Source organism: Stenotrophomonas sp. SMYL86 (assembly GCF_036320025.1).
GTDB classification, from domain to species: Bacteria; Pseudomonadota; Gammaproteobacteria; order Xanthomonadales; family Xanthomonadaceae; genus Stenotrophomonas; species Stenotrophomonas maltophilia_A.
Map to the genome: position 1 here is coordinate 1 of NZ_JAWIRU010000025.1, position 26,175 is coordinate 26,175.

Consider the following 26,175-nt stretch of genomic DNA (forward strand, 5'->3'; position numbering starts at 1 on the left):
CATCCACGCATGGCGTGGATCTACTGCAGATCGCAGAAATCTGTCGAAGGCGGGGTGGGTCCGGTTGCGGGGGCGTGAGCGCCATGGATGGCGCGACCGAGCCTCCATGGACGGATTTACGGCGTCCCCCGCAACTGGACCCACCCCGCCATCCCTCAGGAAACCAGCTTCTGCTGTTGCTTCGGCTCTTGCCGTGGACGTGGCCTCTGCGGGTGCAGGGCGCAGCCCTGCCGAACACCCTGCGACGGGTGTCGCAAATGCCTGCGACGGTTCGTCGCACGGGCAACCCTGGACCCGGCTCTACACTAGCGGGGTGACCCGCCTGTCCCGCCCGCAGCGCCTTCTGCTCCAGCTCGCCGTCCTGGCGACGCTGTTGATGGTGCTTGCGCCACTGGTCAGCCGCGCGCTGCAGGCGCAGCCGATGGAGCATGCCGCGATGGCAGGCATGGACCACGCCGCCATGGGCCATGACATGCACGACATGGCCATGGCCGGGCACGATCAGCACGGCGCCGCGCCGGCCGCGCCCAGCCGCCCGCCCGACCCCCACGCCATGCACGGCGAAGCCTGCGAATACTGCGTGCTGGCCATGCGCCTGCTGCCGTGGCTGGCGGTGCTGGTGCTGCTGTTGCCGCTGCTGTGGCGGCCGCGCCTGGTGTTCCCGTGGTCGCAGCAGGTGCTGCCGGCACTGCGTTGGCCGGCGCATGCCGCGCGCGGGCCACCGCGCTTCTCCTTCGTCCGCTGATATCCCTATCGAATCTGCCGCACGACGCCTGACCCGGCGCCGTGCGCGCGTGCGTACTTTGGAGCTGTTCCGATGAAAATGACTTCCCGCCCCGCGGGCGCCTGCGCGCGCCTGCCGGTTGCCCTTGGCCTGGCCGTGGCCGCGTCACTGGCCCACGCTGCGCCTGCAGAAGAGGCACGTACCCTCGACACGATGGTGGTCACCGCCGCCGCACCGTCGTCCCCGTTGCACTGGGTGACCGATCCGCGTCTGCCGCGGCAGCCGGTGCCGGCCAGCGACGGTGCCGATTACCTGAAGACCGTTCCCGGTTTTTCCGCCATCCGCAACGGCGGCACCAACGGTGACCCGGTGCTGCGCGGCATGTTCGGTTCGCGCCTGAACATCCTCAGCAACGATGGCAACCTGATCGGTGCCTGCCCGTCGCGCATGGACAATCCGCTGTCCTACATCGCGCCGGAAAGCTTCGACCGGCTGACCATCATCAAGGGCCCGCAGAGCGTGCGCTGGGGGGCGGGCGCGTCGGCCGGCACCGTGCGTTTCGAGCGCGATACGCCGCGCTTCGAAGAGCCGGGCCTGCGTGCCGATGCCAGTGCGCTGGTCGGTTCGCGCAACCGCAACGACCAGGTGCTGGACCTGACCCTGGGCAACCCGACCGGCTACGTACGCGCCAGCGGCAACCGTTCCGAAGCCGATGACTACAAGGACGGCCACGGTGACGTGGTGCCGTCGAAGTGGCGCAAGTGGAACGGCGACGTGGCCATCGGCTGGACGCCGGATGCCGACACGCTGCTGGAAATTTCCGCCGGTGCCGGTGATGCGATCGCGCGTTACGCGGGCCGTGGCATGGACGGTGCCGCGTTCGAACGCACCAGCTACGCGGCGCGTTTCGAGAAGCGCAACCTGCCGGGGGCATGGGACACGTTGCAGGCCAACGTGTACTACAACAACGCCGACCATGTGATGGACAACTACACGCTGCGCACGCCGAACCCGAACAGCATGATGCCGATGCCGATGGCGTCGAACGTGGATCGCCGTACCCAGGGCGGCCGGGTCAGTTCCGAGTGGCGCTGGCAGGATGTGCAGCTGGTGGCGGGTATGGATGGCGAAGACAGCCGCCATCGTGGCCGCATGGGCATGGGCCGCGACACCTACCGCCAGGCCGCCTGGGAAACCGATGCCAACTTCCGCCGCTATGGCGTGTTCACCGAGTTGACCCTTGGCGCCGGCACCGACCAGCGCTGGATCAGCGGCCTGCGCATCGACCGCGCCAGCGTCCGCGATGAGCGGCAGTCGGTGCGCGGGATGATGGGCAACCGGCCGAATCCGACCGCTGGCCTGCAGCGCAAGGAATGGCTTGGCAGCGGCTTCCTGCGCTACGAGCAGGACCTGGCCGATGGCCTGACCTGGTACGCCGGCCTCGGCCACAGTGAACGCATGCCCGACTACTGGGAGCTGTTCTCGCCCAACCACGGCCCGGCCGGTGCGGTGAACGCGTTCACCGGCGTGCAGCCCGAGCGCACCACCCAGCTTGATGTGGGCATGCAGTACAAGGGGCCCCGTGTGCAGGCGTGGGTGTCGGCGTACGCCGGGCAGATCCAGGACTACATCCTGTTCACCTACCACGGCAGCGGCATGATGGGCATGAGCCAGGCCCGCAACGTCGATGCCCGCATTGCCGGTGCCGAGGCGGGCCTGGAAGTGAGCGTGGCCGAGCAGTGGAAGCTGGGCGGCACGCTGGCCTATGCCTGGGGCGAGAACCGCGACCAGCATCGCCCGCTGCCGCAGATGCCACCACTGGAAGCACGCCTGAGCGCGAACTGGGAAGGCCAGCGCTGGAGTGCCGGTGCGCTGCTGCGCGCGGTGACCCACCAGCATCGTGTCGCAAATGGCCAAGGCAATGTGGTCGCGCAGGACCTGGGGCCGAGTGCCGGCTTCGCCACCTTCGCGCTCAACGCTGCTTACCGCTTCAGTTCGCAGCTGCAGCTCAGCGCGGGCGTCGACAACCTGTTCGACCGTGCCTACAGCGAGCACCTGAATCTGGCCGGCAGCGCCGACTTCGGTTTTCCGGCTGACCCGGTGCGCATCAACGAGCCGGGCCGCAGCCTGTGGATGAAGGTGAACTACCGGTACTGATCCGCCGGGTGTAAAAAAAAACCGGGGCCGGATCCCCGCCAGGATCCGCCCCCGCCCGACGCCCTCTGCCGGGCAGCTTCGACTCTACGATGGCAACGCCTGCGGTGCACGGCTGGATACACCTCGACACATGCCGACACCGCTGCGGTCAGCCTTGCACGGAACGGGTTCACGGCGCTATCGCGACGCCGGTTCCACGCCAGTAAACGCTTGGCACATATCGCTTCTGTGGGCGCTTGCCTACACTCGGCGGCCGTGGATCACTCAGGACCGTTCATGTTGGCTCGCATCGCTTCGACCCTGGCCCTTGGCCTCAGCCTGGCCGTGCTGGCCGGGTGCGCGGGCAAACAGGAGGCCGCCGCCCGTCGGCAGGGAGAAGCGGTGCCGGTCACCGCGCAGGTCGTGCAGTCCACGCAGTGGAATGACACGCTGCAGGCACTGGGTACGGCCAAGGCGCGCGAATCGATCAGCGTCACGGCCAAGGTCAGCGAGATCGTCGAGAAGGTGCACTTCGAAAGCGGCCAGCATGTTGCCGCTGGTGCGCCGATCGTGACCCTGCGCGGGCAGGCCCAGGAGGCCGCGCTGGTGCAGGCGCAGGCCACCTTCCATGAGGCCGACCAGCTGTACAGGCGCCAGCGCGAGCTGGCCACGCAGCGGCTGGTGTCCAGCGCCACGCTGGATACGCAGAAATCGATCCGCGATGCCGCCGAGGCGCGTGTGGCGCAGATGCAGTCGGACATCGGTGACCGCCGCGTGCGTGCACCGTTCGCCGGTGTGCTCGGCATCCGCCAGGTCAGCCCGGGCACGTTGCTGACGCCGACCACGGTGATCGCCACGCTCGACGACATCGAACACATGCACATCGATTTCCAGGTGCCGGAAGTGGAACTGGCCGCGCTCGGCGTCGGTGACAAGGTCAGTGCCACCAGCGTGGCGTGGCCAGGCCGTACCTTCGAGGGGGTGGTCAGCACCGTCGACGCACGCATCGATCCGGCCACCCGTGCGGTGACCGTACGGGCCGACTTCGCCAACGGCGACCATGCCCTGCGCCCGGGCATGCTGCTGGACGTGCGCCTGTTCCACCCCGAGCGCCCGGCGCTGGTGATTCCGGAAATCGCCGTGGTCCAGGTCGGTCGCGATACCTTCGTGTACCGCATCACCGCCGACGACAGCGTCGAGCGCGTGGATGTGGTCACCGGCGCGCGCCGTGCCGGCGTGGTCGAGATCAGGCAGGGCCTGGAAGCGGGCCAGCGCATCGTGGTCGATGGCACCGGCAAGCTGCGCCCGGGCCTGAAGGTCGCGGCCAAGGACGCCGCACCGGTCACGGGTGCGAAGCCGGCTGATGCACCGGCACCGGTCGCGGCCGAGGGCCACGGCGGATGAAGCTGTCCGACATCTCCATCCAGCGGCCGGTGTTCGCCGTGGTGATGAGCCTGTTGCTGCTGGTGCTGGGCGTGATGTCCTTCACCCGCCTGACCCTGCGCGAACTGCCTGCCATCGATCCGCCGATCGTTTCGGTATCGGTGGATTACACCGGCGCTTCGGCCGCGGTCATCGAAAGCCGCATTACCCAGGTGCTGGAAGATGCGCTGGCCGGCATCGAAGGCATCGATACGATCAACGCGCGCAGCACCAACGGCCGCTCGCAGGTCAGCATCGAATTCACCTCCAACCGCGATATCGAAGCGGCGGCCAACGATGTGCGCGATGCGGTCAGCCGCGTCGCCGACCGCATGCCGGAGGAAGCGCGTCCGCCGGAGATCGCCAAGGTCGAGAGCGATGCCGACCCGATCATCTGGTTCAACATGGTCTCCTCGACCATGGACACGTTGGAGCTGAGCGACTACGCCGACCGCTACGTGGTCGATCGTTTCTCCAGCCTCGATGGCGTGGCCCAGGTCCGCATCGGCGGCCGCCAGCGCTATGCGATGCGGATCTGGCTGGACCGCGACCAGCTGGCGGCGCGCGGGCTGACCACCGGCGACGTGGAAACCGCGCTGCGCAACGAGAACGTGGAACTGCCGGCCGGCCGCATCGAGTCGACCGACCGCGATTTCACCCTGCGCGTGGAGCGCAACTACATCAAGCCCGAAGACTTCGCGACCATCCCGCTGGGCAAGGGTCGCGATGGTTACGTGGTGCGCATGGGCGATGTGGCGAAGATCGAGCTGGCCTCGGCCGAGCGCCGCGCGTACTACCGCAGCAACGGCGAGCCGGGCATCGGCCTGGGCATCGTCAAGACCTCCACCGCCAACTCGCTGGACGTGGCGCGTACTGCGCGCGCTGAAGCCGAACGGGTCGCGCTGACCCTGCCCAAGGGCACGCAGATCTTCGTTGCCTTCGACAACACCACCTTCATCGAAGCCGCAGTGGACCGCGTCTACGCCACGCTGGTGGAGGCGATGATCCTGGTGCTGGCAGTGATCTGGTTGTTCCTCGGCAGCTTCCGCGCTGCGCTGATTCCGGCGGTGACGGTGCCGGTCTGCCTGGTCGCCGCGTTCATCGCGCTGTATGCGTTCGACTTCTCGATCAACCTGCTGACCCTGCTTGCCCTGGTGCTGTGCATCGGTCTGGTGGTGGACGATGCGATCGTGGTGGTGGAGAACGTGCAGCGCCGCATCGACCTGGGCGAGCCACCGCTGGTCGCCTCCAAGCGCGGTACCACGCAGGTCGCCTTTGCGGTGATTGCCACCACCGCGGTGCTGGTGGCGGTGTTCCTGCCGGTCGGGTTCCTGGAAGGCAACACCGGGCGCCTGTTCCGCGAACTGGCGGTGGCGCTGGCGGCGGCGGTGGCGTTGTCCGCCTTTGTGGCGCTGACGCTGACGCCGATGATGGCCTCCAAATTGCTCAAGCCGCATACCGGGCAGGCACCGCGTGGCCTGCATGGCTTCATCAACCGCAACCTGGAACGCCTGGCCGGGGCCTATGGGCGGGTGCTCGACCACCACGTGGACCGCACCTGGATCTACCTGCTGGTGATGGTGGCCGCACTGGCCGCCAGCTGGGGCCTGCTCAAGCTGCTGCCGTCGGAACTGGCGCCGGCCGAAGACCGCGGTTCGTTCCAGATCATGATCGATGGCCCGGAAGGCGCCGGCTACGACTACACCGTGCAGCAGGTGCAGCAGGTGGAATCGATGCTGGCACCGCATGTTGGCCCGGACAAACCGATCGTGCGCGCCAATCCACGCGTGCCCGGTGGTTGGGGTGCCAGCGAGGAAATGCACACCGGCCGCGTCAGCATCTTCCTGCAGCCGTGGCGCCAGCGCAGCGAAGGCACGCCGGAAGTGGCCAACGAACTGCAGAAGGAACTGGACACCATCCGCGGCGTGCGCGTGCGTACGCAGGTGGGCGGTGGCCTGGTGCGCAGCGGCGGGCAGCCGTTCCAGATCGTGCTGGGCGGCCCGGAATATGCCGAGATCGCGCAGTGGCGCGACCGTATCCTGCTGCGCATGGCCGACAACCCCGGCCTGGTCGGCCCGGACTCGGATTACAAGGAAACGCGGCCGCAGATGCGGGTCAACATCGACCGCCAGCGTGCGGCCGACCTCGGCGTGCCGGTCACCGCGATCGGTTCGGCACTGGAAACCATGATGGGCTCGCGCCGCGTCACCACCTTCGTCGACAACGGCGAAGAGTACGACGTGCTGGTGCAGGCCGGTCGCGATGGCCGTGCCAGCCCGGCCGACCTGGCCGCCATCCGCGTGCGCGCGACGTCCGGCGAACTGGTGCCGCTGTCCAACCTGGTCACGCTGAGTGAGGTGGCCGAGGCCGGCACCCTGAACCGCTTCAACCGCCTGCGCTCGATCACCATCAACGCGGGCCTGGCGCCGGGCTATCCGCTGGGTGAAGCCATTGCCTGGGCGCAGCAGGTCACGCGCGAGGAGCTGCCGCAGTACGCACAGGTGAACTGGAAGGGCGAATCGCGCGAATACCAGAGTGCCGGTGGCGCGGTGCTGCTGACCTTCGCCATGGCGCTGCTGGTGGTCTACCTGGTGCTGGCCGCGCAGTTCGAGAGCTTCATCCACCCGCTCACCATCATGCTGACCGTGCCGCTGGGCGTGCTCGGCGCGCTGGTCGGCCTGTGGGTGAGCGGTGGCACGGTGAACCTGTTCAGCCAGATCGGCATCGTCATGCTGGTCGGCCTGGCCGCGAAGAACGGAATCCTCATCGTCGAATTCGCGAACCAGCTGCGTGACGACGGAAGAACCGTGCGCGAGGCGATCATCGAATCGGCGATGGTGCGCCTGCGCCCGATCCTGATGACCTCGATCGCCACCGTGGTCGGTGCGATTCCGCTGGTGGTGGCCGGTGGCCCCGGTTCGGCCAGCCGTGGCACCATCGGCATCGTGATCATCTTCGGTGTGACCCTCTCGACGTTCCTGTCGCTGTTCGTGGTGCCGGCGTTCTACGCGCGGCTGGCGCCCTACACCCGCTCGCCGGAAGCGGTGAAGCGCGAGTTGGAGAAGCAGGAGGCGGAGTCGCCCTCGGTGGGTGGTCATGCCTGATCCGACCACCGTGCTGCGAGGCGACGGCTTCCAACTGCGCCCCTGGCGCCCGGATGATCTGGAATCGCTGCTGCGCCATGCCAACGACGCCGAGGTATCGCGGGGCCTGCGTGATCGTTTCCCTTACCCGTACACGCGCGAGGATGGCGAGGCCTTCCTCGCCGGTCGCGTGCTGGCCCCTGGCACCCTGAACCTGGCCATCGAGATCGACGGCCAGGCCTGCGGCAGCGTCGGGGCCCAGCAGGGCACTGCCGAGCGCGGGCACATGGCGGAACTGGGCTACTGGCTGGGCCAGGCCTACTGGGGCCAGGGGCTGATGACCCGGGTGGTCGGCCTGTTCGCACCCTGGGTGATGGACGAGCTGCGCCTGTTCAGGCTGCAGGCCGGGGTGGTCGACTTCAACCTCGGCTCGGCCCGGGTGCTGGAAAAGAACGGTTTCCAGGAAGAAGGCGTGGACCGCTGCGCGGTCTACAAGCGCGGGGTGCTGCACGACCTGCGCCGCTTCGCCCGGGTGCGCACGCAGCTGCCCTGAACACGCGGGCCGGCCGCGGTAGAGCCGAGGCCGTGCTCGGCCGCCGTCATCACCACGCCGAGCATGGGCTCGGCTCTACAACACAGCGCTACCGCAGCGGCCTTCGATCAGGGAGAATCGACCGGTCCCCTCCAGCCGACGGGACGTCCTCACAACCCGCCGACTGGAGAGAGCGCGCGTGGAAGCTACCGTACATTTCATCAACAGCATCATCTGGAGCAAGGCACTGATCTTCGCGTGCCTGGGCGCCGGCCTGTTCTTCAGCCTGCGCACGCGCTTCATGCAGATCCGCGGCTTCCTCGAGATGTGCCGCCTCACCGTCAAGGGTGAGAAATCCGACGCCGGTGTGTCGTCCTTCCAGGCCCTGGCCATGTCGATGGCCGGGCGCATGGGTATCGGCAACATCGCCGGCGTGGCCACCGCCATCGCCTTCGGCGGCCCCGGTGCGATCTTCTGGATGTGGGTGATGGGCTTCCTCGGCGCATCCACCTCGTACGTGGAATGTACGCTGGCACAGATCTACAAGACCAAGGACGCCGAAGGCCGTTACCGTGGTGGCCCGGCGTACTACATCGAAAAGGCCATGGGCCTGAAGTGGTACGCGCTGGCCTTCGCCATCGCCACGATCATTGCCGCCGGCTTCCTGATGCCCGGCGTGCAGGCCAATGCCATCGCCGACAGCATCATCAACGCCTGCCGTGGCACCGCACTGTGCGGCCCGCTCGATGGCCAGGCCTTCGGCATGGAGTCGGTGCAGGCGCTGAAGCTGGGCATCGGCATCGTGGTGGCGCTGCTGCTGGGCGTGGTGATCTTCGGTGGCGTCAAGCGCATCGCCAACTTCGCCGAAGTGGTGGTGCCGTTCATGGCAGCCGGCTTCATCCTGATGGCCATTGTCATCATGATCATCAACTACGACCGTGTGCCGGAGATGTTCAACATCATCTTCAGCAGCGCCTTCGGCACCCACGCCGCGTTCGGCGCGATGATGGGCCTGGCGGTGGAGTGGGGCATCAAGCGCGGCATCTACGCCAACGAAGCCGGCCAGGGCTCGGGCCCACACGCGGCAGCCGCCTCGGAAGTCTCGCACCCGGCCAAGCAGGGCTACGTGCAGGCCTTCGCCATCTACTTCGACACCATGATGGTGTGCACCGCCACCGCGTTCCTGATCCTGGCCAGCGGCACCTACAACGTGTACTCGGCGGCAGGTGCCGGTGCCCCGCCGATCTTCCAGGGCCTGGCCGGCATTCCGGAAGGCGCGGGCTACGCCCAGGCGGGTGTGGAAGCCGTGCTGCCGGGCTGGGGTTCGGCGTTCGTGTCCATCGCCATCTTCTTCTTCGCCTTCACCACCATCATGGCGTACTACTACATGGCCGAGACCAATCTCAGCTATGTGAACCACAACAAGAAGCGACCGCTGACCGTGCTGGTGCTGCGCCTGGGCATCATCGGCATGGTGGTGTTCGGCGCGTTCCATAATGCAACCCTGGCCTGGGCGCTGGGTGACATCGGCGTGGGCCTGATGGCCTGGCTGAACATCATCGCCATCCTCATCATCCAGAAGCCGGCCATGCTGGCCCTGCGCGATTACGAGCGGCAGAAGAAGCTGGGCCTGGATCCGATTTTCGACCCCGATGCCCTGGGCATCAAGAACGCCGATTTCTGGCGTCAACGCAAGCTGGAGTTGTCCCGTAGTGAATGATCCCTGGAAGAACGCCCGCCGCCCGTCGTCGCGACCGCCGCGGGCCACCCCGCTGCCACCGCGTGAGGGCGGCACCCCGCCACCGCCGGGGCGTGGCAATGACGAACTGCGCCTGTATGGCTGGAACGCCGTGCAGGCCCTGTTCGCCAAGCGCCCGCAGGCGCTGCGCAAGCTGTACCTGGTGGACGCGCTGATTCCGCGCATGCAGCCGGTGTTGAAGTGGTGCGTGGCCAACCGTGTGGGCTACCGCGTGGTGGAGGAGGGCGACCTCAACAAACTGGCCGCTACCACGCACCACGAAGGCCTGGTGGCCGACGTGCTGCGCGCGCCTGTCGTACCGCTGGCGCAGTGGCTGGAGGATCTGGGCGAAGGCCCGGCGTTGGCGCTGTGGCTGGACGGTGTCGGCAATCCGCACAACTTCGGTGCGATCCTGCGCTCGGCCGCGCACTTTGGCGTCAAGGCGCTGCTGCTGCCGGCGGGCAGCACGCTTGCGCTGTCCGGTGCCGCTGCGCGCGTGGCCGAAGGTGGTGCGGAGTCGGTGCCGCTGGTGCAGTTGCCGGAGACCGCCCAGGCGATGGCGCAGCTGCGTGCGGCCGGCTTCGGGCTGGCTGCGACCCTCGTTGATGGTGGCGACGACGTGTTCCGTGCGTCGCTGCCGGAACGGTTGGTGTACGTGATGGGCGCCGAAGGCGAGGGCATGGACCGCGGCCTGGCCAGTCAGTGTGACCAGCAGCTGTCGATTCCCGGCAGCGGCGCGGTGGAAAGCCTGAACGTGGCCTCGGCAACGGCCGTGCTGCTGGCACAGTGGGCGAGCCGCCGCCACGGATGATCCCGTCGTGCTGATGCTGTGTTGATCTCCTGACCCGGCCCTTGCGGCCGGGTTTTCTTTTGCGCGGCGCAAGAGCGCAAACGATGCACGCGCAGCAAACTGGGTCATCCGCGTCAGCTTGCGTTGCTTCAAACACGCTTGATGGACAGGCAAGCAATTTTAGTATTTGTCTCATTGCTGGGCCGTTTCCTGCATCGCACGGTGGAGTTCCTTCCAACGTCGTACAGGAGTGGTTCCATGCATCGAATCCAACGCCGCACACGTCGCACTTGCCTGGTGCTGGCACTCGCTGCGCTTGCCGCACCATCGCTACAGGCCGCGGAACGCAGTCTCGATGGTGTCAATTTCACCGGCCCGTTGATCACGCCGAATCCGGCCGGCCTGCCGCAGGGCAACTGGTACATCGAGCCCTATCTGGTGCGGGTCGACAGCCGCGACCACTACGACAACAACGGTGATCGTCGCCGCAGTGCCGGGCACAGTGGCGCCTGGGCCACGGTGGTACCGATCATCTATGGCTTCAGTGACCGGGTGATGGGCCAGGTCAATCTGAGTGCCTCGCGCTCCGAATCCGGCAGTGCGCGCAGCAGCGGCTTCCGCGCCGGTGACACCACCGCACGCCTGCAGTACCTGCTGCAGGCGCCGAATGCCGATGGCACCCGTCCGGCCATCTCGGTCGCGCTGGTGCAGCGTTTCAGCACCGGCAGCCATGACCGTATCACCGGCAATCCGCTGGATGCACAGGGCGACGGCGTTCAGCGCACCACCGCGGCGCTGGGCGTGCAGCAGGTGGTGTGGCTGGGCAATGACCGCCCCGTGCGCTGGCGCGCCCAGCTCAGCGCCGGGCCGGCACCGTCGCGCACTGCCATTTCCGGCACCAGCGTGTACGGCACCGATGACAGCTTCCAGGGGCACATTTCGCGCGGCTCGGTACTGGGCCTGTCGGTAGGCGCCGAGTACAGCTTCAATTCGCGCTGGGTGGGGGTGATGGAAATGGCCGCCAGTCGCGAGACCGGCCAGCGTCTGAGCGGCTTCGCACGCAACGGCAGTGGTGCGATCGAGCGGATTGAAGAGCACCGTCCGGCCAGCCGCAACGTCAGCCTGGCGCCGGCGGTGGAGTATCACTTCAGCCCGTCGCTGGGCCTGATCGCCGGCGTCGAATTCACCGTGGCCGGGCGCAACACCGGCCGCATCATCAGCCCCCAGGTCGCCCTGGGCATGTTCTTCTGAGGGGCTGCCGATGAACATCGAATCCATCGTCAACACCATCCTCGGCATCGTCTGGAGCCCGTACCTGGTGGTGCTCTGCCTGCTCGCCGGCCTGTACTTCAGCGTGCGTACCCGCTTCATCCAGTTGCGCGCGCTGCCGGAGATGCTGCGCCTGATGTTCCGGCACGAGCGCTCCGAAGCCGGTGTGTCACCGTTCCAGGCCCTGTCGCTGTCGTTGTCCAGCCGCGTCGGCGTCGGCAACATCGCCGGCGTTGCCATGGCCATCGCCTTTGGTGGCCCGGGCGCGATCTTCTGGATGTGGATCGTCGCCTTCCTCGGCGCCTCCAGCGCCTTCATCGAATCCACGCTGGCACAGATCTACAAGGACCGCGATGCCAAGGGCCAGTACCGCGGTGGCCCCGCGTACTACATCGAGAAAGGCCTGGGCCAGCGCTGGTATGCAGTGCTGTTTGCGCTGGTCACCGTGCTGGCCGGTGCGATGCTGGCCGGCACCCAGTCCAATGCGATCACCAGTGCGGTGAACGAAGCCTGGGACGTGCCGGTGATGACCACCACGGCGGTTCTGCTGGTGGTGCTGGGCGCGATCCTGATCGGCGGTGTGCGCCGCATCGCGCGGGTTGCCGAGTGGGTGGTGCCGTTGATGGCGGTGGCGTATCTGCTGGTGGCGGCACTGGTGATGGTGCTCAATGCAGAGAAAGTGCCGGAGGTGATCATGCTGGTGCTGCGCAGTGCATTCGGTGTGGATGCAGCGTTCGGTGCAATGATCGGCACCGCCATCCAGTGGGGCGTGCGCCGTGGCGTGTTGTCCAACGAGGCCGGCATGGGCAGCGGTGCGCATCCAGCCGCCGCCGCCGAAGTCACCCACCCGGTCAAGCAGGGCCTGGTGCAGTCATTTTCGGTCTACATCGACACGATGGTGGTGTGCAGTGCTACCGCCTTCCTGATTCTGTCCACGGGCCTGTACAACGTCTACGACCCGGCTGTGAACGGCATTCCGGATGAGGCGCGCCTGCTGCTGGGCAATCTGCCTGGCGTCGAAGCCGGGCCGCGCTTCGTGCAGCATGCGGTGGAGTCCGCGCTGCCGGGCTTCGGCCGCTCGTTCGTGGCGCTGGCGATCCTGCCGTTCGCGTTCACCACCATCCTGGCGCTGTACTACATGGCCGAGACCAATATCAGCTACCTGTGCCGTGATCGTCCCGCGCCGTGGGTGATGGGCGGGTTCCAGCTGCTGTTCCTGGCCGCGACCGGCTACTCAGCGGTGAACAGTGCAACGATCGCGTGGTCGCTGGGCGACATCGGCGTCGGACTGATGAGCTGGCTGAACATCATCGCCATCCTGCTGCTGCAGAAGCCAGCGCTGGCGGCGCTGCGCGACTACGAACAGCATCGCCAGGCGGGCAAGGATCCGCTGTTCAACCCGAAGCTGCTGGGTGTGCGCAACACCAGCGTGTGGGAGGGCTGATAGGATCGGGTCAGTTCCCTCGCCACGGCGAGGGCTCTGACCCACGCCATCGCCCGGTGGGTGCGCCACTACTCGGTGGATGCGCCCTTACCCGGTGGGTGCGCCATTACCCGGTGGGTGCGAACCTTGGTTCGCACCGCCCTTCCCGCTGCTTTCGCCGGGCATGAACCCTTTTCAATGCCGAGCGGGAGGTTCCGCGCGCATTGCGATGCGCTCATTGCAATGGCGCCCACAGGTCATGGGGCGCGGCCCGGCGCTACCGCATCACTCGTTCGGCGGCGTGGTCGCCTTGGCCTCGCTGCCGAAGCTGCCATCGGCTTCCGCTGCCAGGTACGCGAACACGGTGTACGCGGCCACGTTCTGCGCCAGCGCCTTCGGGTCGATCTTGTCCAGCGTGTCGTCGGCGGTGTGGTGCAGGTGGAAGTAGTCCGAGCCGTCCTGCGCCAGCCATGCCCACGCGCCACCCTTGGCGGCCAACGGGCCGACGTCCGGGCCCGGGCCACCCTTGTCGGCCTGGTACTCGATGCCCAGCGGCTTCATCACTTCGGCAATCTGCTTCGTCGCTTCGCGCGAGCCTTCCGGGTTCGGCGAACCGGTATTGAAGGCATAGATGCGGCCGGCACCGAAGTCACTCTCGGCCGCCAGCTGGTGCAGGGCCACGTCCTTGGCATGCGCCTCGGCGTAGGCCTTGCCGCCGTAGAGACCCTGCTCCTCGTTGGCGAACGCGATCACACGGATGGTGCGCTTCGGCGCCTGCTTCAGCTGGCCGATCAGGTGGCCGGCGGCCATGGTGATGCCCACGCCCGCGCCGTCATCCACCGCGCCGGTGCCCAGATCCCATGAATCCAGGTGACCGCCGATCACCACCACTTCCTTCGGCAGGCTGCGGCCGGTGATCTCACCGATCACGTTGTACGAGGTGGCGGTGCCATCCCAACCGCAGTCCAGCGCCACCTTCACCGTGGTGCTGCCGCGGGCCAGCAGGCGGGCCAGCTGGTCGGCGTCAGGCACCGACAGTGCTGCAGACGGCACCGGGGTCAGGCCGTCGTCGAAGCGGGTGATGCCGGTGTGCGGCACGCGATGCGAGTCGGTACCGGCCGAGCGCATCAGGAAACCGACCGCGCCCTTGCGAATTGCTTCGGACGGGCCCTTGCTGCGGATCGCGCCACCACGGCCATAGTCGCGGCCATCGCGGAACGGCAGCATCTGGTAATCGACGAACGCGATCTTGCCCTTCAGCGAACCGGCCGGTGCGGCCTGCAGTGCGGCCAGGTCGGCGAAGCGGACCACTTCGGCTTCAACGGTGCCGCCCGGGCTGCCACCCAGCGCCGTGATCTGCAGCGGCTGCGGGTTCCTGCCGGTCACCGCGGCGTGTTCACTGCGGCGCTCCCACTTCGGGAACGTCACCGGTTCCTTCCACACCTTGTCGAAGCCGAGGGCCTTGAACTTGGCTTCGGCCCAGGCCACGGCGCGGGCGTCGGCCTCGCTGCCGGCGATGCGCGGGCCGATTTCGGTGGTGAGCGATTCAACCACTTTCCAGCCGGTGTCATCGGCCAGCGCCTGGTCGCGCAGCTGCGCAGCGGTGGACAGCGACGCCGGGGGCAGGGTGGTGGTGTGCGGCGCCGCGAAGGCCGGGGCGGCCAGCAGGGCGAGGGAGGATGCGATGGCAAGGACGCGGCGACGCATGGACAGCTCCGGGAAGGGACCAAGCCTTGGAGCTTAACAGTCGTTCAGCCCGGCGCATGGGCGGGAGGTCATGGCTGGCGCGAACGCTGTTTTCCGCCATGACCGGCAAAGCGAAAGCCCCGCCGGGGCGGGGCTTTCGTGCAGTCGCGGTAGGGCCGGCCGCTGGCCGGCACCCGCATGTTCCGATGTTGCCGGCCAGCGGCCGGCACTACCGTTCTGCGGCCTTACTTCTTCAGGCTGTCGCGGATCTCGCGCAGCAGCACCACTTCCTCGGCCGGTGCGGCCGGGGCGGCTTCCTGCTTGCGCGACAGGCGGTTGATCGTCTTGACCACCAGGAAGATGGCGAAGGCCACGATCACGAACTGGATCAGCGTATTGATGAAGTCGCCGTAGCCGATCACCACGGCCGGGATTTCCTTGCCGTCGGCACCGATGCTGGCCGGTGACAACGTCCACGCCAGCTGCGAGAAATCCACCTTGCCGATCAGCATGCCCAGCGGCGGCATGATGATCTTCTCGACCAGTGCGGTCACGATCTTGCCGAAGGCCGCGCCGATCACCACGCCGACGGCGAGGTCGATGACGTTGCCGCGCATCGCGAATTCCTTGAACTCGGTGAGCATTCCCATTGTTGTTTTTCTCCGGTGGGGGAAGTGGACAGCGCGCAGGGTAGCGCAGGTGATGTCAGCCGGCGATCACGCCGTGGCGCTCGGCCACGTTTTCCAGGCGGGCACTGAAGCGGTCGCCGGGCTTCAGCGCGGCCACTCCGGACGGGGTACCCATGAACACCAGGTCGCCGGCGCGCAGCTGCCACAGCTTGGACAGCTCGTGCAGGATCTCGGGCACATTCCAGATCATCTGGTCCAGCAGCGCCTGTTGGCGCACTTCGCCGTTGACCTCCAGCGACAGGTTCAGCGCGGCCAGGTCGCCGACTTCCTCGGCGTGGACGATTTCACTGATCGGCGCGGAAGCATCGAAGCCCTTGGCCGCATCCCACGGGTGGCCCTTGTCCTTGGCGGCGGCCTGCAGGTCGCGGCGGGTCAGGTCCAGTCCGACGGCATAGCCGTAGACCAGAGCGTCGGCATCGGTCACCGCCAGCTCGCCGGCGGGCGCATCGCGGCCGATCGCCACCACCAGCTCCACTTCGTGGTGCAGGTTGGCGGTTGCCGGGGGATAGGGAATGGCATCGTCGTGGCCGACCACGATCGCATCGGCCGGCTTGCTGAAGAACATCGGACGGCCGCGATCGTCGGCCGCCGGCACTGCTGCGCCCATTTCGCGGGCATGGTCGGCGAAGTTGCGGCCGACGCAGTAGATACGGTGCACGGGGAAGCTGCCGCCACCGGCTACCGGCACACGCGGCAGGGCTACGGCAGGGATCACATCGGAGACATCGGACATGCGGGCATCCAGGAAGGGCGTGCCCGCAGTCTAGAACGCATGGCGCCCGCCGTCAGCGGGCGCGGAGGCCGTGGATCAACGCGAGGCCGGCAGCACCGGCTTGCGCACCACGCGGTACTCGCCTTCGACCACGGTCGGATCGACCGGACGGGCAACGCCCGGCTTGCGCGAGGCCAGCAGCTTCCACGCCAGGCCGACCAGGATCATCGCCGCACCGACGAACACGCCGATGAACACCATCGCCGCCAGGATCGCCAGGCCAAGCAGGCCCACGGCAACGCGCACCAGCGGGTGACGCGGCTTGCGCGGCGCGAACAGGGTGCGGAACTGGTTGAAGGCGGATGCGCGATTGAACATGGCGGCTCGATAGGCTGGGATCAGCGAAACCAGAGTATCGGGAGGTGCCACTGTCATTGAGTGAAAAACTCGTTAAATATAGCCTGTGCTTATTACGAATCAATGACTTGTGTTCATGTTGCAGCCAGTCACCTGAGCGGGCGTGCGACAATGCGCGTTTACTGTCCGAGCCTTCGCCATGACTGCCGCCGCTGCCCTGATCGCCCTTGATGCCATTGCCGATGGCGCGTTTGCCGAGGTCGAAGCGGTGGTTGATGGCGATGCCGAATCGCTGGTGCTGTACCGCGACGGCGCGCAGGTGCGGGCATTCCTGAACATCTGCCCGCACGCCGGCCGTCGCCTGGACTGGGCGCCGGGCCAGTTCCTGAAGAGCCGCGAAGGCCACCTGGTGTGCGCCGCCCACGGCGCCTCGTTCGCGCTGGACAGCGGCGATTGCATCGCCGGTCCCTGCAAGGGCGACCGCCTGCGCGCCGTGCCGGTGGATGTGCGCGACGGGCAAATCTACCTGGCCTGACCTATCGGTGTGCGGACCAACGGTCCGCACCCACCGGATCAACAGATATCCAGAGATCCATCCACGCATGGCGTGGATCTACCGTGTCGACCAAGGTCGACATCTACCAAAGCAGTGCAGGACGCCGTTCCGACAGATCGCAGAAATCTGTCGAAGGCGGGGTGGGTCCGGTTGCGGGGGCGTGAGCCGCATGGGCCCGAGGCATGCCTCGGGCAGGTTGGGCAGGACGCCCAACCCCGGTCTTGCCGTGTGCGCAGGAAAGCGCACACGAACAAGCGGCGACCGAGCTTACATGGGTGAGGGCGCTTTGCTTGCGAAGCACTGCTTCGCAAGCGCCCGAACGCACAGCCGCCAGCGGCTGGGCCGGGCCCCGGAGGGGGACTTGCAGCGTCCCCCGCAACCGGACCCACCCCGCCATCCCACGAAATGCACGCTTTTGCTGTTGAGGTTGCCGGCCAGCGGCCGGCACTACCGGGGTGCAGGGCGCAGCCCTGCCAACAAACCCCAACCTCAGAACATCAGGTTGATCATCAGCACCACCACGCAGGTGTAGATCAGCGACAGCGGGCCGCCGACCCGCCACATCTCGCGCGGGGTGTAGTTGGCCGGGCCGGTGATCATCGAAATCACCGGGTTGGAGGCCGTCATCAGGTTGTTGGACGCCGACAGCGCCACGATCAGCGCGAACGCCGTCGGGTTGCCGCCCGCCGCCAGCGCAAGGTTCACCGCAATGGGCACCATCACGATGGTGGCGCCCACATGGCTGATGACCAGCGAGAACGCCGTGGTCAGCAGCGCCAGCGCCACCTCCAGTACCCATACCGGAATACCGGTGGGTAGCTTGTCGATGGTATGGCCGGCCACCCATGCCGCCGCGCCACTGGAATCCATCGCCCAGCCGAGCGGGATCAGCCCGGCCATCATGAACACCGTCTTCCAGTTGATCGAGGCGTAGGCCTCGTCCATGCGCAGCACGCCGGTCAGCAGCATGCCGGCCACGCCGGTCATCAGCGTCAGCGCCACCGGCAGCTTGCTGGTCAGCGCGATCAGGATGGTCAACGCGAAGATCGCCATGGCGATCTTGAACTTGTGCGGGCGCTGCTCGCCGGTCGGGTAGTCGGTCACCACCACGAAGTCACGGCTGCGGGCGGCCTGCGCCAGGTCGGTCCAGATGCTGTGGAAGACCAGCATATCGCCGGCGCGCAGCTGCACGTCGCGCACGTCCTCGCGGATCACCTGCTTGTCGCGGTTGATCGCCAGCAGGCTGATGCCGCGCTCCTTGCGCAGGCGCAGATCGGCCGCGCTCTTGCCGATCACGTTCGAGGTCGGCGGCACCACGGCCTCGGAAATGCCGGCGCGGCTGGGGTTGAACAGGTCGCCCAGGTGCTTCAGCCGCGAAGACATGCGCAGGAACTGGTTCTGCGCGAAATCGTTGATCTGCTCGCGCGGGCCCATCGCGCCGAGCACGCTGCCGACCCAGATGCGCATCTCCGCCGGTGGCGCCAGGCGGGTGTCATTGCCGGTTTTCAGGGCCAGCAGCAGCGGGGCATCGTGCAGGTTCTCGGCCTCGCCCAGGGTCATGCCCACCAGCGGGCTTTCGGCACTGACCACCAGCTCGAACACATCGCCTTCGATGCCATAGGTCTTGGCGAAGTAGCTCTCGGTGCGCGCGGGCGTGACCCCGTCGTTGACCAGGTTCTCTTCTTCGATCAGCTTGCGGTCGCCGTAGTAGCGGAAATACAGCAGCGAAGCGATCAGCAGCGCCACGCCGATCGGCAGCGGCGCGAACATGCGCAGCGGCTCGATCGTGGCCAGGCCGGAAGGCAGGTTGTTGTTGGCCGAGGCCAGCAGATCGTTCAGCAGGATCAACGGTGAATTGCCGACCATGGTCAGCGCACCACCCATCACGATTGCCGCCGAAATGGGCAGCAGCAGGCGCTGCAGGGTCAACCCGGTGCGCGCGGCCAGTCGCGAGGCGACCGGCAGGTACAGCGCCATCACCGACGGGTTCTGCATGAAAGAGGAATTCAGGCCGGCAATGGCCGTGGTCATCATCAGCAGCCGCTGCTCGACGCCATGGCCGCGCCGCAACAGCCAGGCGGCCAGCCGGTTCAGCGCCCCGGTGCGGTCCAGGCCCGCACCGAGGATGGTGGTGGCGATGATGCTCATCACCGCGTTACCGGAGAAGCCGCCGAAGATTTCCTCCGGCGCGATCAGCCCGGTGACACCGAGCACCACCAGGACCACCAGCGCGACCACGTCGGCGCGGATGCGCTCGAACAGGAACATCGCCATCGTGAAGCCGACCAGCCCGAGCACGAGCTTCATGTCGTTGGTCAGCGTCAGCGCGGTATCCATGTGGGGCGCGGTGTCCTCAGGCGATCGTCAGGTGCGGTCGTACAGCAGGTCCCAGACGCCGTGGCCGAGCTTCTGGCCGCGGGTCTCGAAGTGGGTCTGCGGCCGCCAGTCCGGGCGCGGCACGCTGCCACGCGGGCCGGCGCGGTTGACCAGGCCAGCGGTGGCGTCGAGCACGTCCCACATCTGCTCGGCGTAGTCTTCCCAGTCGGTGGCGCAGTGCAGGCGGCCGCCCGGGCGCAGCTTGCGCACCAGCAGCTCGGCAAATGCAGGCTGCAGCAGGCGGCGCTTGTTGTGGCGCTTCTTGTGCCACGGGTCCGGGAAGTAGATGCGCACTTCATCCAGCGCGCCATCGGCAATCTCGTTCTGCAGCACTTCCACCGCATCGTGGTGGTACAGGCGCACGTGGTCGGCGTTGTCGTCGGCCAGCGCGTTCAGCAGCCGGCCCACGCCGGGCGCGTGCACCTCGATGCCGATGTAGTCACGCGACGGATCATGCTGGGCGGCGAAGCGCAGCGCGGCACCGTTGCCGAAGCCGATTTCCAGCACCTTGTGCGCCGGGCGGCCGAAGGTGGCGTCCAGATCACGCGGCTGGCCGTTGTAGTCGATGCCGAAGCGCGGCCAGCGTTCGTCGAACGCGCGCTGCTGGGCGGGGGTGAAGCGGCCCTGGCGCAACACGAAGCTGCGTACCTCGCGGCGGCCCTCGCTCACGGTGAAGGGCTTGGGCGGGGCCTTGGAACCGGCGCTGTCGAAAGGATTGGTCATCAGCCGATCAGCCCATCCACCGGGGAGGAGGCGCTGGCGTAGCGCTTGCGCGGAATGCGCCCGGCCAGGAAGGCTTCGCGGCCGGCCTCGACCGCCTTGCGCATCGCACTGGCCATCAGCACCGGGCTGCGCGCACCGGCAATGGCGGTGTTCATCAGCACGCCGTCGCAGCCCAGCTCCATCGCGATCGCCGCATCCGACGCGGTGCCCACGCCGGCGTCGACGATGATCGGCACCTTGGCGTCTTCGATGATCTGCAGCAGGTTGTACTTGTTCTGGATGCCCAGGCCCGAACCGATCGGCGCAGCCAGCGGCATCACCGCAGCGCAGCCGATCTCTTCCAGGCGCTTGGCCAGGATCGGGTCGTCGGAGGTGTAGACCATCACCTCGAAGCCGTCCTTGACCAGCTGTTCGGCGGCCTTGAGGGTCTGCACCACGTCCGGGTACAGCGACTTCTGGTCGCCCAGCACTTCCAGCTTGGTCAGGTTGTGGCCGTCCAGCAGTTCGCGCGCCAGCCGGCAGGTGCGCACCGCGTCTTCGGCGGTGTAGCAGCCGGCGGTGTTGGGCAGGATGGTGTAGCGCTCCGGCGGCAGCACGTCGAGCAGGTTCGGCTCGCCCGGGTTCTGCCCGATGTTGGTGCGGCGGATGGCCACGGTGACGATCTGGGCGCCTGCAGCCTCGGTGGCCAGGCGGGTTTCTTCCAGATCCTTGAACTTGCCGGTGCCGGTGAGCAGCCGCGAGCCATAGGTCTTGCCGGCGATCACCAGCGAATCGGGGGAGACATGAACGTTCATGGCGCGATTATCGCTTATCCGCCTGAAGATGGGATCACGCAATGGCGTGCAGGCCGTGGATGGGTAGGGTTAGTGCCGGCCGCTGGCCGGCAGATGCAGGGTGCCTGACAACGTCGGATTGCCGGCCAGTGGCCGGCACTACCCGGGATGGCCTCAGCCCCCGCCCAGCGCGTGCACGATCTCCACCACGTCGCCTTCGGCCAGGAGATGCTCGCCATGGCGGCTGCGGCTGACGATCTCGCCGTTGACCTCCACCGCCACCCGGCGCTGCAGCAGCTGCTCGGCCTCAAGCAGGTCGTGGAGGGTCGCCGAGGCGGGCAGGGTGCGGGGTTCGCCGTTGAGCTGGATGTTCATCCCTGCATTGTCGCTGATAGCCCGTCGGGATCGGAACGTTTGTAATTTGAACCGGGCGCCAGCTCCGGCACAGCAGGTTTCGGCGTGGTCAGGCGACAATCCATGCGGCGGCGCAGCGTGAGCAAACGGCGGCGCGGTGAAACCATTGACCGTGCGCCGGCGTACGTGCGCCGGATTCCAACTTGTTTACCCCACAGGAGTTCCTAGATGCAGCTCAGCAAACACCCGATCCGCTCCCTCATGGCGGCTGCGATCGCACTGGCCGCGCTGCCGGCCATGGCAGGCGAAAATCCGTACTCCAAGGCGGTGTTCTTCGGTGACAGCCTCACCGACGCCGGCTACTTCCGCCCGCTGCTGCCCGAGGCCACGCAGGGGCTCTCCGGCCAGTTCACCACCAACCCGGGCTGGGTGTGGTCGCAGCAGGTCGCCAATTACTACGGCCTCAACAAGGACCCCAACGGCAACGGCCAGAACGGCGACAACTACGCTGTCGGCGGCGCCCGCGTGTCGGTCGAAGGCAGTGGTGCCCTCGGCGCGATCCCTTCGTTGAAGTCGCAGGCGGCCCGCTACCTGGCGGCAAACGGTGGCAAGGCTGACCGTAACGCCCTGTATACCGTCTGGGGTGGCGCAAACGACCTGTTTGCCGCCGCCGGCGCTGCCGGTGCGGGTGCGCCGCCGGCCCAGGTGCAGGGCATCATCGGTGCGGCGGTCACCGACCAGATCGCGCTGGTCGGTGCCCTGAAGCAGGCCGGTGCCCAGTACGTGCTGGTGCCGAACCTGCCGGACGTGGGCATCACCCCGCAGTTCCGCGGCCCCAATGCAGCGGCTGCCACCGCCATGTCGGTCGGCTACAACAAGGCGCTGTATGGCGGCCTGAAGCAGGCGGGCATCGAGTTCATTCCGCTCGATACCTTCAGCATCCTGCGTGAAGTGACCGCCAACCCGGGCATGTACGGTTTCACCAACGTCACCGGCACCGCCTGCAAGATCAACCCGGCCAACACCACGGGCAGCATCATCGGCTGCAACCCGACCACCTACGTCAGCCCCGATGCGTACCAGACCTATCTGTTCGCTGATGGCGTGCATCCGACCGTTACCGGTCACCAGCTGCTGGGCCAGTACGCCGTCTCGGTGCTGGAGGCTCCGCGCCTGCAGCAGGTGCTGAGCCACTCGGCACAGACCGTCGGCCGTTCGCGTGCCGACCAGGTCAGCAACCACCTCGGCGCCCGTCCGGCCGATGGCCTGTCGTGGTGGGGTGGCGTGCGCGGTGACCTGCAGCGCTATGACCACGCCGACCTGTACGACGGCGTGGCGCCGGCCGGCCTGTTCGGTGTCGACTGGGCACGCAACGGTGTGGTGGTCGGCGGCTTCGCCGGCTTCGGTCGCATGAGTGCCGACTTCGGCAACAGCCGTGGCGACTTCACCCAGAAGGACACCACCGCCGGCCTGTTCGCTGCCTGGTATGGCGACCGCGTCTGGGTCAACGGCCAGGTCAGCTACACTTGGTTGTCGTATGACGTGAACCGCAAGGTCCAGCTGGGCCCGGCTACCCGCGAACACGGTGGCTCGCCGGACGGCAGCAACCTGACCGCTGCACTGAATGCCGGTTACGAGTTCGGCACCGAAGGTGGCTTCCGCCACGGCCCGATCGCTGCGGTGATCTGGCAGAAGGTCAAGATCGATGGTTACAGCGAAAGCGCTGCTGCGGGCACGCTGGCCACCGCCCTGGGCTACGACCGCCAGAACGTCGACTCGACCGTCGGCCGCATCGGCTGGCAGGCCCGCTTCGATGGCGGCACCGTCAAGCCGTACGTGCAGGTGACCTACGACCACGAGTTCGAGGACACCAAGCAGGCCAGCGCGTGGCTGCAGACCCTGCCGGAACTTGGCAGCTACCGCGTGCCGGGCCTGGACTTCGACAAGAACTACGCCACCGCTGTTCTGGGTGCGCGCATGGACCTGTTCGGCCTGCAGGGCAACGTTGGCCTGAGCACCACGGCCGCGCAGAAGCGTGCCCGTGACGCGACGATCTTCGCCACCGTGGGTGGCAGCTTCTGATGAATGCAACATCCCGGGCACCGCAAGGTGCCTGGGATGCCTGCACGGCAGCGCCGGGCCATGCCCGGCGGGTGCGGCGGCCACCATTGCGCAACACCGGCCGCTCCGCATAGACTTTCACCCGCAATGCGGGCGTAGCTCAATGGTAGAGCTGTAGCTTCCCAAGCTACTGACGTGGGTTCGATTCCCATCGCCCGCTCCATGTCTCCAGGGTATTCACCCCAGGCAGACGCGGCGCAATCGTTGAACCACACCCCAGTCCAGCGTGTGGCAACGGAGCCGGAACCTCATTCTTCAATGCGTCGGGCTGTGGCTCTTCCGAACCACAGCCCGGGTGGCTTATGCGCCCGCTTGCGCAGCCGCGTCCTTGGCCGCAGCAGTCACAGAGCTCCCGAAACCGGTATAGGTCGATCCGTTGCAGTGCAGGTATGCGCGGAAGACGACGCCATTCAACTCGGCGTTGTCAAAATAGCAGTGGGTACCGGTCTTGGATGATTTCTTCACAAGCCGCATTGCCATTGCGTTTGAATCGTCGACGCTGGAGCCAAGACCGGCAACGCTCCAGGACTGGCCCGGGCGGTTGCAGGTGTAGGGATACTTATAGCCATGCGCCGACCCATAGTAGTAGTCGACATTGCACCAGGCCTGCGTCGCCGCCAGGTTGATGGCCAGCTCAAGCACGTTCTGTCCCGCAGTGGTGGTCGTCATGCCGTAGGCGGAAAGCGGAGAGGAACTGCATTCCGCTTTGATGCCAACACCCGGTGCCGGGATGCTGACATAGGGATCGCGTGCGAAGACACTGCAGACGGGTCCTTCCTCGGCGACGGCAAGGAAGCCATTGGCGTTGGCCGTCGCAGCATCGATATTGCTGCCAACGCCCGCGACCGTACCATTCGTGCCGCAGCGCCGGATCACCACCCCTCCGCCGTTCGGCAGCATGTCCATGCCGGGGTCGCAGATGCCAGGCCCGATCGAGGATGCCCCTGCCGGTCCGGTGTAATCACGTTCGGCGTTTGCGGCCATCGGGGCCTGCGCGGAAAGCAGTGCCAGCATCAGCGGAAAAGAAATCGCAGCCATTCAAAACCTCGAATCCATGAGTGAGTCGTGACGCTAGCAGAGGCGCCATTCTGGAAAACTGGAACTCGACCAATCCGCCACTGCTGCAAGCCAGTGATCCGATTCAGAATGCCCACGCCTATGGAAATGTGCGGCAGTTCGCGCTGCGTCTCCGGCTGCGCGGCTGCCGCGGCGGGCTCCTGCAACCTCCGCTGTCTGCCGGGTCCGCCGGGCCGCAGGGTTCAGTTGGTGCTGGGCTTGGGGATGCTAAAAGATCGTTAACCCTTGCCTCCCATCGTCCGCTGCCCGGAGCGCGAATGATCCCCGCACTTTTGCCCCTCAGGCGTTGCTTTGATTTTTCAGGGCGATCCAACCGGAAGGAGTTCTGGTCGTACTCCCTGTCTGCTGCACTTGTGGTGGCAGTGGGCTACACCTTGATGGACGGCGGATACTGGCTGACGGGCACCGTGCTGCTCGACGGGGAGGCCTTCGAGCCATTCCGGACGCTGGGGTGGGTCATGACGGTCTGCGCGGTCATCGTCCTCCTTCCGCCCATGCTGGCCCTGGCCGTTCGACGACTGCACGACATCGACGAGTCCGGCTGGTACGTCGTGATCGCCTTCATCCCGTTGGGCGTATTCGTCCTCTTCCCGGTCATGCTTCTGCCGGGCAACGAGGAAGAGAATCGATTCGGCGGTGTTTCCGGCCTGCCAGGTGCCTGACTCAACGCCGGGCGAAGTCCACCAGGTCGGAAGGGTAGTGGGGGCAGGTGCGTAGCGTGGCGTCGTCACCGCCATACAGCACCACCAGCGCAGCCACTTCAAATGCCCAGTAGCCCCACGCGTTCGGCCCGATCAGGCGCCGGGTCCGCTTCTGAGCCTTTGGCGGCAGCAGGAAGAAATCGCGGTACTGCACCTGCAGGTAGCCGGCCAGCAGTGAAGGGTCGAACGCTTCACCGTCGCGCAGCGGCGCGAACAGCTCGGCGAACGGTCGCGGATGAAAGACCTCATCACTGGCTTCCACCAGGCCCAGCGCCGGCGCGCTGAGGTAGTCCAGCACGCGGTCGGTGTCGAAACAGAGCACCTTCTCCACCAGCGCCGGCAGGCGTTCCTGCGCATCCAGCAGCACGCCCAGTGACAACAGCTGCAGTGCGTACTCGTAGTGCTGCGTTGTACGTGATTGCAACGACGCAGCCAGCGCGATGTCGTGGCCTTGCTGTTGCAGGCTGTTCCGGGCAAGGGCCAGCAGATGCGCATGTTCGAGCCAGAGATCTGCTACGTCGGCATGCATCTGCTGCAATGCCGCGGGGGCGAAGCCGCGGTCGATGCCTTTCAGCAGCAGGTTGCTGCCGGTCTGTGCAACCGTCTCCCAGCCGTAGGCATGTTCCAGGGCCGCATGTCCCTGCAGCGTTTCCTCCGCAGATTCACCGCCATTGCGCGCATGGCGTGCAAGCAAGGCCATGCCTGCGTTCCAGTCCGCCTGCCAATCCGGCAGGCGAAGCGTGCGGCGCGGCTGGCCCGGGGCCTTGGCCAGTGCTCTCCATCGCGGCAGCATGTCCTGCAGCAGATTCCGGTGATTCACGGCAGTCATCGATTCCATCATCAGCGAGAGTCTAGCGGCATTGCCGGCTCGAACCCCATTGCCTGGCACAGCGTTGAAGGTTTGAATGGTGCACAGTCGCCGCCACCCAGCCT

At 66.9% G+C, this 26,175-nt stretch carries 22 protein-coding genes and 1 tRNA gene; 13 read left to right on the plus strand and 10 right to left on the minus strand.

Going from position 1 to position 26,175, the window contains the following annotated elements; genetic code table 11:
- Window positions 1–313: 313 nt before the first annotated feature.
- The 9 genes from V3B64_RS19750 to V3B64_RS19790 all read left to right on the plus strand — a co-directional run bounded on the left by V3B64_RS19750 (window position 314) and on the right by V3B64_RS19790 (window position 13,138).
- On the plus strand, window positions 314–745 hold the full coding sequence (locus V3B64_RS19750) for a DUF2946 domain-containing protein (RefSeq protein WP_121504473.1): 432 nt from the start codon (window positions 314–316) through the stop codon (window positions 743–745).
- Window positions 746–817: 72 nt separating this feature from the next.
- Window positions 818–2,881, plus strand: coding sequence for a TonB-dependent copper receptor (locus V3B64_RS19755; protein WP_032130215.1), 2,064 nt, complete (start codon window positions 818–820; stop codon window positions 2,879–2,881).
- A 276-nt stretch (window positions 2,882–3,157) separates the two neighbouring features.
- On the plus strand, window positions 3,158–4,264 hold the full coding sequence (locus V3B64_RS19760; RefSeq protein ID WP_032130214.1) for an efflux RND transporter periplasmic adaptor subunit: 1,107 nt from the start codon (window positions 3,158–3,160) through the stop codon (window positions 4,262–4,264).
- A complete protein-coding gene (locus tag V3B64_RS19765; RefSeq protein WP_071228525.1) occupies window positions 4,261–7,386 on the plus strand; it encodes an efflux RND transporter permease subunit in 3,126 nt (1,041 codons plus the stop codon). The genes V3B64_RS19760 and V3B64_RS19765 overlap by 4 nt, the downstream gene beginning before the upstream one ends.
- Complete coding sequence (locus V3B64_RS19770) at window positions 7,379–7,918, plus strand: GNAT family protein (protein WP_121504476.1); 540 nt, start codon at window positions 7,379–7,381, stop codon at window positions 7,916–7,918. Before V3B64_RS19765 ends, V3B64_RS19770 begins: the two co-directional genes overlap by 8 nt.
- Before the next feature lie 178 nt (window positions 7,919–8,096).
- Complete coding sequence (locus V3B64_RS19775) at window positions 8,097–9,617, plus strand: alanine/glycine:cation symporter family protein (protein WP_121504477.1); 1,521 nt, start codon at window positions 8,097–8,099, stop codon at window positions 9,615–9,617.
- A complete protein-coding gene (locus V3B64_RS19780) occupies window positions 9,610–10,446 on the plus strand; it encodes a TrmH family RNA methyltransferase (protein ID WP_125892712.1) in 837 nt (278 codons plus the stop codon). The genes V3B64_RS19775 and V3B64_RS19780 overlap by 8 nt, the downstream gene beginning before the upstream one ends.
- 237 nt (window positions 10,447–10,683) lie before the next feature.
- Entirely contained in the window at window positions 10,684–11,676 is a 993-nt protein-coding gene (locus tag V3B64_RS19785; protein WP_032130209.1) for a hypothetical protein, read from the plus strand.
- 10 nt (window positions 11,677–11,686) lie between these two features.
- Window positions 11,687–13,138, plus strand: coding sequence for an alanine/glycine:cation symporter family protein (locus V3B64_RS19790; protein ID WP_049399972.1), 1,452 nt, complete (start codon window positions 11,687–11,689; stop codon window positions 13,136–13,138).
- A gap of 264 nt (window positions 13,139–13,402) precedes the next feature.
- Here V3B64_RS19790 and V3B64_RS19795 read toward each other — a convergent pair whose 3' ends face one another.
- The 4 genes from V3B64_RS19795 to V3B64_RS19810 all read right to left on the minus strand — a co-directional run bounded on the left by V3B64_RS19795 (window position 13,403) and on the right by V3B64_RS19810 (window position 16,582).
- Window positions 13,403–14,824 carry a M28 family peptidase gene (locus V3B64_RS19795; protein WP_032130207.1) on the minus strand — a complete coding sequence of 474 codons (1,422 nt, stop codon included), beginning with the start codon at window positions 14,822–14,824 and terminating at the stop codon, window positions 13,403–13,405.
- Window positions 14,825–15,048: 224 nt separating this feature from the next.
- Window positions 15,049–15,453, minus strand: a complete 405-nt coding sequence (gene mscL, locus V3B64_RS19800; protein WP_032130206.1) for a large-conductance mechanosensitive channel protein MscL — start codon at window positions 15,451–15,453, stop codon at window positions 15,049–15,051.
- Between the two features lie 55 nt (window positions 15,454–15,508).
- Window positions 15,509–16,225, minus strand: coding sequence for a fumarylacetoacetate hydrolase family protein (locus V3B64_RS19805; protein ID WP_075676402.1), 717 nt, complete (start codon window positions 16,223–16,225; stop codon window positions 15,509–15,511).
- 75 nt (window positions 16,226–16,300) lie between these two features.
- On the minus strand, window positions 16,301–16,582 hold the full coding sequence (locus V3B64_RS19810; RefSeq protein WP_005410817.1) for a hypothetical protein: 282 nt from the start codon (window positions 16,580–16,582) through the stop codon (window positions 16,301–16,303).
- A 178-nt stretch (window positions 16,583–16,760) separates the two neighbouring features.
- Here V3B64_RS19810 and V3B64_RS19815 point away from each other — a divergent pair, with 178 nt between their 5' ends.
- Window positions 16,761–17,096 (plus strand): Rieske (2Fe-2S) protein, encoded by a 336-nt coding sequence (locus V3B64_RS19815; protein WP_049401603.1) that lies wholly within the window; start codon window positions 16,761–16,763, stop codon window positions 17,094–17,096.
- Window positions 17,097–17,606: 510 nt separating this feature from the next.
- Here V3B64_RS19815 and V3B64_RS19820 read toward each other — a convergent pair.
- The 4 genes from V3B64_RS19820 to thiS form a co-directional block, all read right to left on the minus strand.
- The gene (locus V3B64_RS19820) at window positions 17,607–19,454 is read right to left on the minus strand and encodes an SLC13 family permease (RefSeq protein ID WP_010481466.1); all 1,848 of its coding nucleotides are present in this window, start codon (window positions 19,452–19,454) and stop codon (window positions 17,607–17,609) included.
- 27 nt (window positions 19,455–19,481) lie between these two features.
- Window positions 19,482–20,216, minus strand: a complete 735-nt coding sequence (trmB, locus tag V3B64_RS19825; protein ID WP_010481468.1) for a tRNA (guanosine(46)-N7)-methyltransferase TrmB — start codon at window positions 20,214–20,216, stop codon at window positions 19,482–19,484.
- Window positions 20,216–21,010: a thiazole synthase gene (locus V3B64_RS19830; protein ID WP_010481470.1), complete on the minus strand. Its 795-nt coding sequence runs from the start codon at window positions 21,008–21,010 to the stop codon at window positions 20,216–20,218. Before V3B64_RS19830 ends, trmB begins: the two co-directional genes overlap by 1 nt.
- A gap of 153 nt (window positions 21,011–21,163) precedes the next feature.
- Window positions 21,164–21,364, minus strand: a complete 201-nt coding sequence (gene thiS / locus V3B64_RS19835; RefSeq protein ID WP_049401605.1) for a sulfur carrier protein ThiS — start codon at window positions 21,362–21,364, stop codon at window positions 21,164–21,166.
- A gap of 207 nt (window positions 21,365–21,571) precedes the next feature.
- On the opposite strand from thiS, the gene V3B64_RS19840 reads away from it, so the two are divergent.
- Together V3B64_RS19840 and V3B64_RS19845 are read left to right on the plus strand one after the other, a co-directional pair.
- On the plus strand, window positions 21,572–23,425 hold the full coding sequence (locus V3B64_RS19840) for an autotransporter domain-containing esterase (RefSeq protein ID WP_032128836.1): 1,854 nt from the start codon (window positions 21,572–21,574) through the stop codon (window positions 23,423–23,425).
- Window positions 23,426–23,553: 128 nt separating this feature from the next.
- Window positions 23,554–23,627 (plus strand) — tRNA-Gly (locus V3B64_RS19845).
- Window positions 23,628–23,764: 137 nt separating this feature from the next.
- On the opposite strand, the gene V3B64_RS19850 is transcribed toward V3B64_RS19845, so the two are convergent.
- Entirely contained in the window at window positions 23,765–24,502 is a 738-nt protein-coding gene (locus tag V3B64_RS19850; RefSeq protein ID WP_071229639.1) for a hypothetical protein, read from the minus strand.
- Between the two features lie 296 nt (window positions 24,503–24,798).
- Between V3B64_RS19850 and V3B64_RS19855 the strand changes: the two genes are divergently transcribed.
- The gene (locus V3B64_RS19855; protein ID WP_049425112.1) at window positions 24,799–25,203 is read left to right on the plus strand and encodes a DUF805 domain-containing protein; all 405 of its coding nucleotides are present in this window, start codon (window positions 24,799–24,801) and stop codon (window positions 25,201–25,203) included.
- A gap of 1 nt (window position 25,204) precedes the next feature.
- Here V3B64_RS19855 and V3B64_RS19860 read toward each other — a convergent pair whose 3' ends face one another.
- Window positions 25,205–26,062, minus strand: coding sequence for a PoNe immunity protein domain-containing protein (locus V3B64_RS19860; protein WP_329914780.1), 858 nt, complete (start codon window positions 26,060–26,062; stop codon window positions 25,205–25,207).
- Window positions 26,063–26,175: the final 113 nt, after the last annotated feature.

Coding starts and splice junctions, on each gene's coding strand:
- V3B64_RS19755 (WP_032130215.1), top strand. CDS start 818: ATGAAAATGACTTCCCGCCCCGCGGGCGCCTGCGCGCGCCTGCCGGTT.
- V3B64_RS19760 (WP_032130214.1), top strand. CDS start 3,158: ATGTTGGCTCGCATCGCTTCGACCCTGGCCCTTGGCCTCAGCCTGGCC.
- V3B64_RS19765 (WP_071228525.1), top strand. CDS start 4,261: ATGAAGCTGTCCGACATCTCCATCCAGCGGCCGGTGTTCGCCGTGGTG.
- V3B64_RS19770 (WP_121504476.1), top strand. CDS start 7,379: ATGCCTGATCCGACCACCGTGCTGCGAGGCGACGGCTTCCAACTGCGC.
- V3B64_RS19785 (WP_032130209.1), top strand. CDS start 10,684: ATGCATCGAATCCAACGCCGCACACGTCGCACTTGCCTGGTGCTGGCA.
- V3B64_RS19790 (WP_049399972.1), top strand. CDS start 11,687: ATGAACATCGAATCCATCGTCAACACCATCCTCGGCATCGTCTGGAGC.
- V3B64_RS19795 (WP_032130207.1), bottom strand. CDS start 14,824: ATGCGTCGCCGCGTCCTTGCCATCGCATCCTCCCTCGCCCTGCTGGCC.
- mscL (WP_032130206.1), bottom strand. CDS start 15,453: ATGGGAATGCTCACCGAGTTCAAGGAATTCGCGATGCGCGGCAACGTC.
- V3B64_RS19805 (WP_075676402.1), bottom strand. CDS start 16,225: ATGTCCGATGTCTCCGATGTGATCCCTGCCGTAGCCCTGCCGCGTGTG.
- V3B64_RS19810 (WP_005410817.1), bottom strand. CDS start 16,582: ATGTTCAATCGCGCATCCGCCTTCAACCAGTTCCGCACCCTGTTCGCG.
- V3B64_RS19815 (WP_049401603.1), top strand. CDS start 16,761: ATGACTGCCGCCGCTGCCCTGATCGCCCTTGATGCCATTGCCGATGGC.
- V3B64_RS19820 (WP_010481466.1), bottom strand. CDS start 19,454: ATGGATACCGCGCTGACGCTGACCAACGACATGAAGCTCGTGCTCGGG.
- trmB (WP_010481468.1), bottom strand. CDS start 20,216: ATGACCAATCCTTTCGACAGCGCCGGTTCCAAGGCCCCGCCCAAGCCC.
- V3B64_RS19830 (WP_010481470.1), bottom strand. CDS start 21,010: ATGAACGTTCATGTCTCCCCCGATTCGCTGGTGATCGCCGGCAAGACC.
- thiS (WP_049401605.1), bottom strand. CDS start 21,364: ATGAACATCCAGCTCAACGGCGAACCCCGCACCCTGCCCGCCTCGGCG.
- V3B64_RS19840 (WP_032128836.1), top strand. CDS start 21,572: ATGCAGCTCAGCAAACACCCGATCCGCTCCCTCATGGCGGCTGCGATC.
- V3B64_RS19850 (WP_071229639.1), bottom strand. CDS start 24,502: ATGGCTGCGATTTCTTTTCCGCTGATGCTGGCACTGCTTTCCGCGCAG.
- V3B64_RS19855 (WP_049425112.1), top strand. CDS start 24,799: ATGATCCCCGCACTTTTGCCCCTCAGGCGTTGCTTTGATTTTTCAGGG.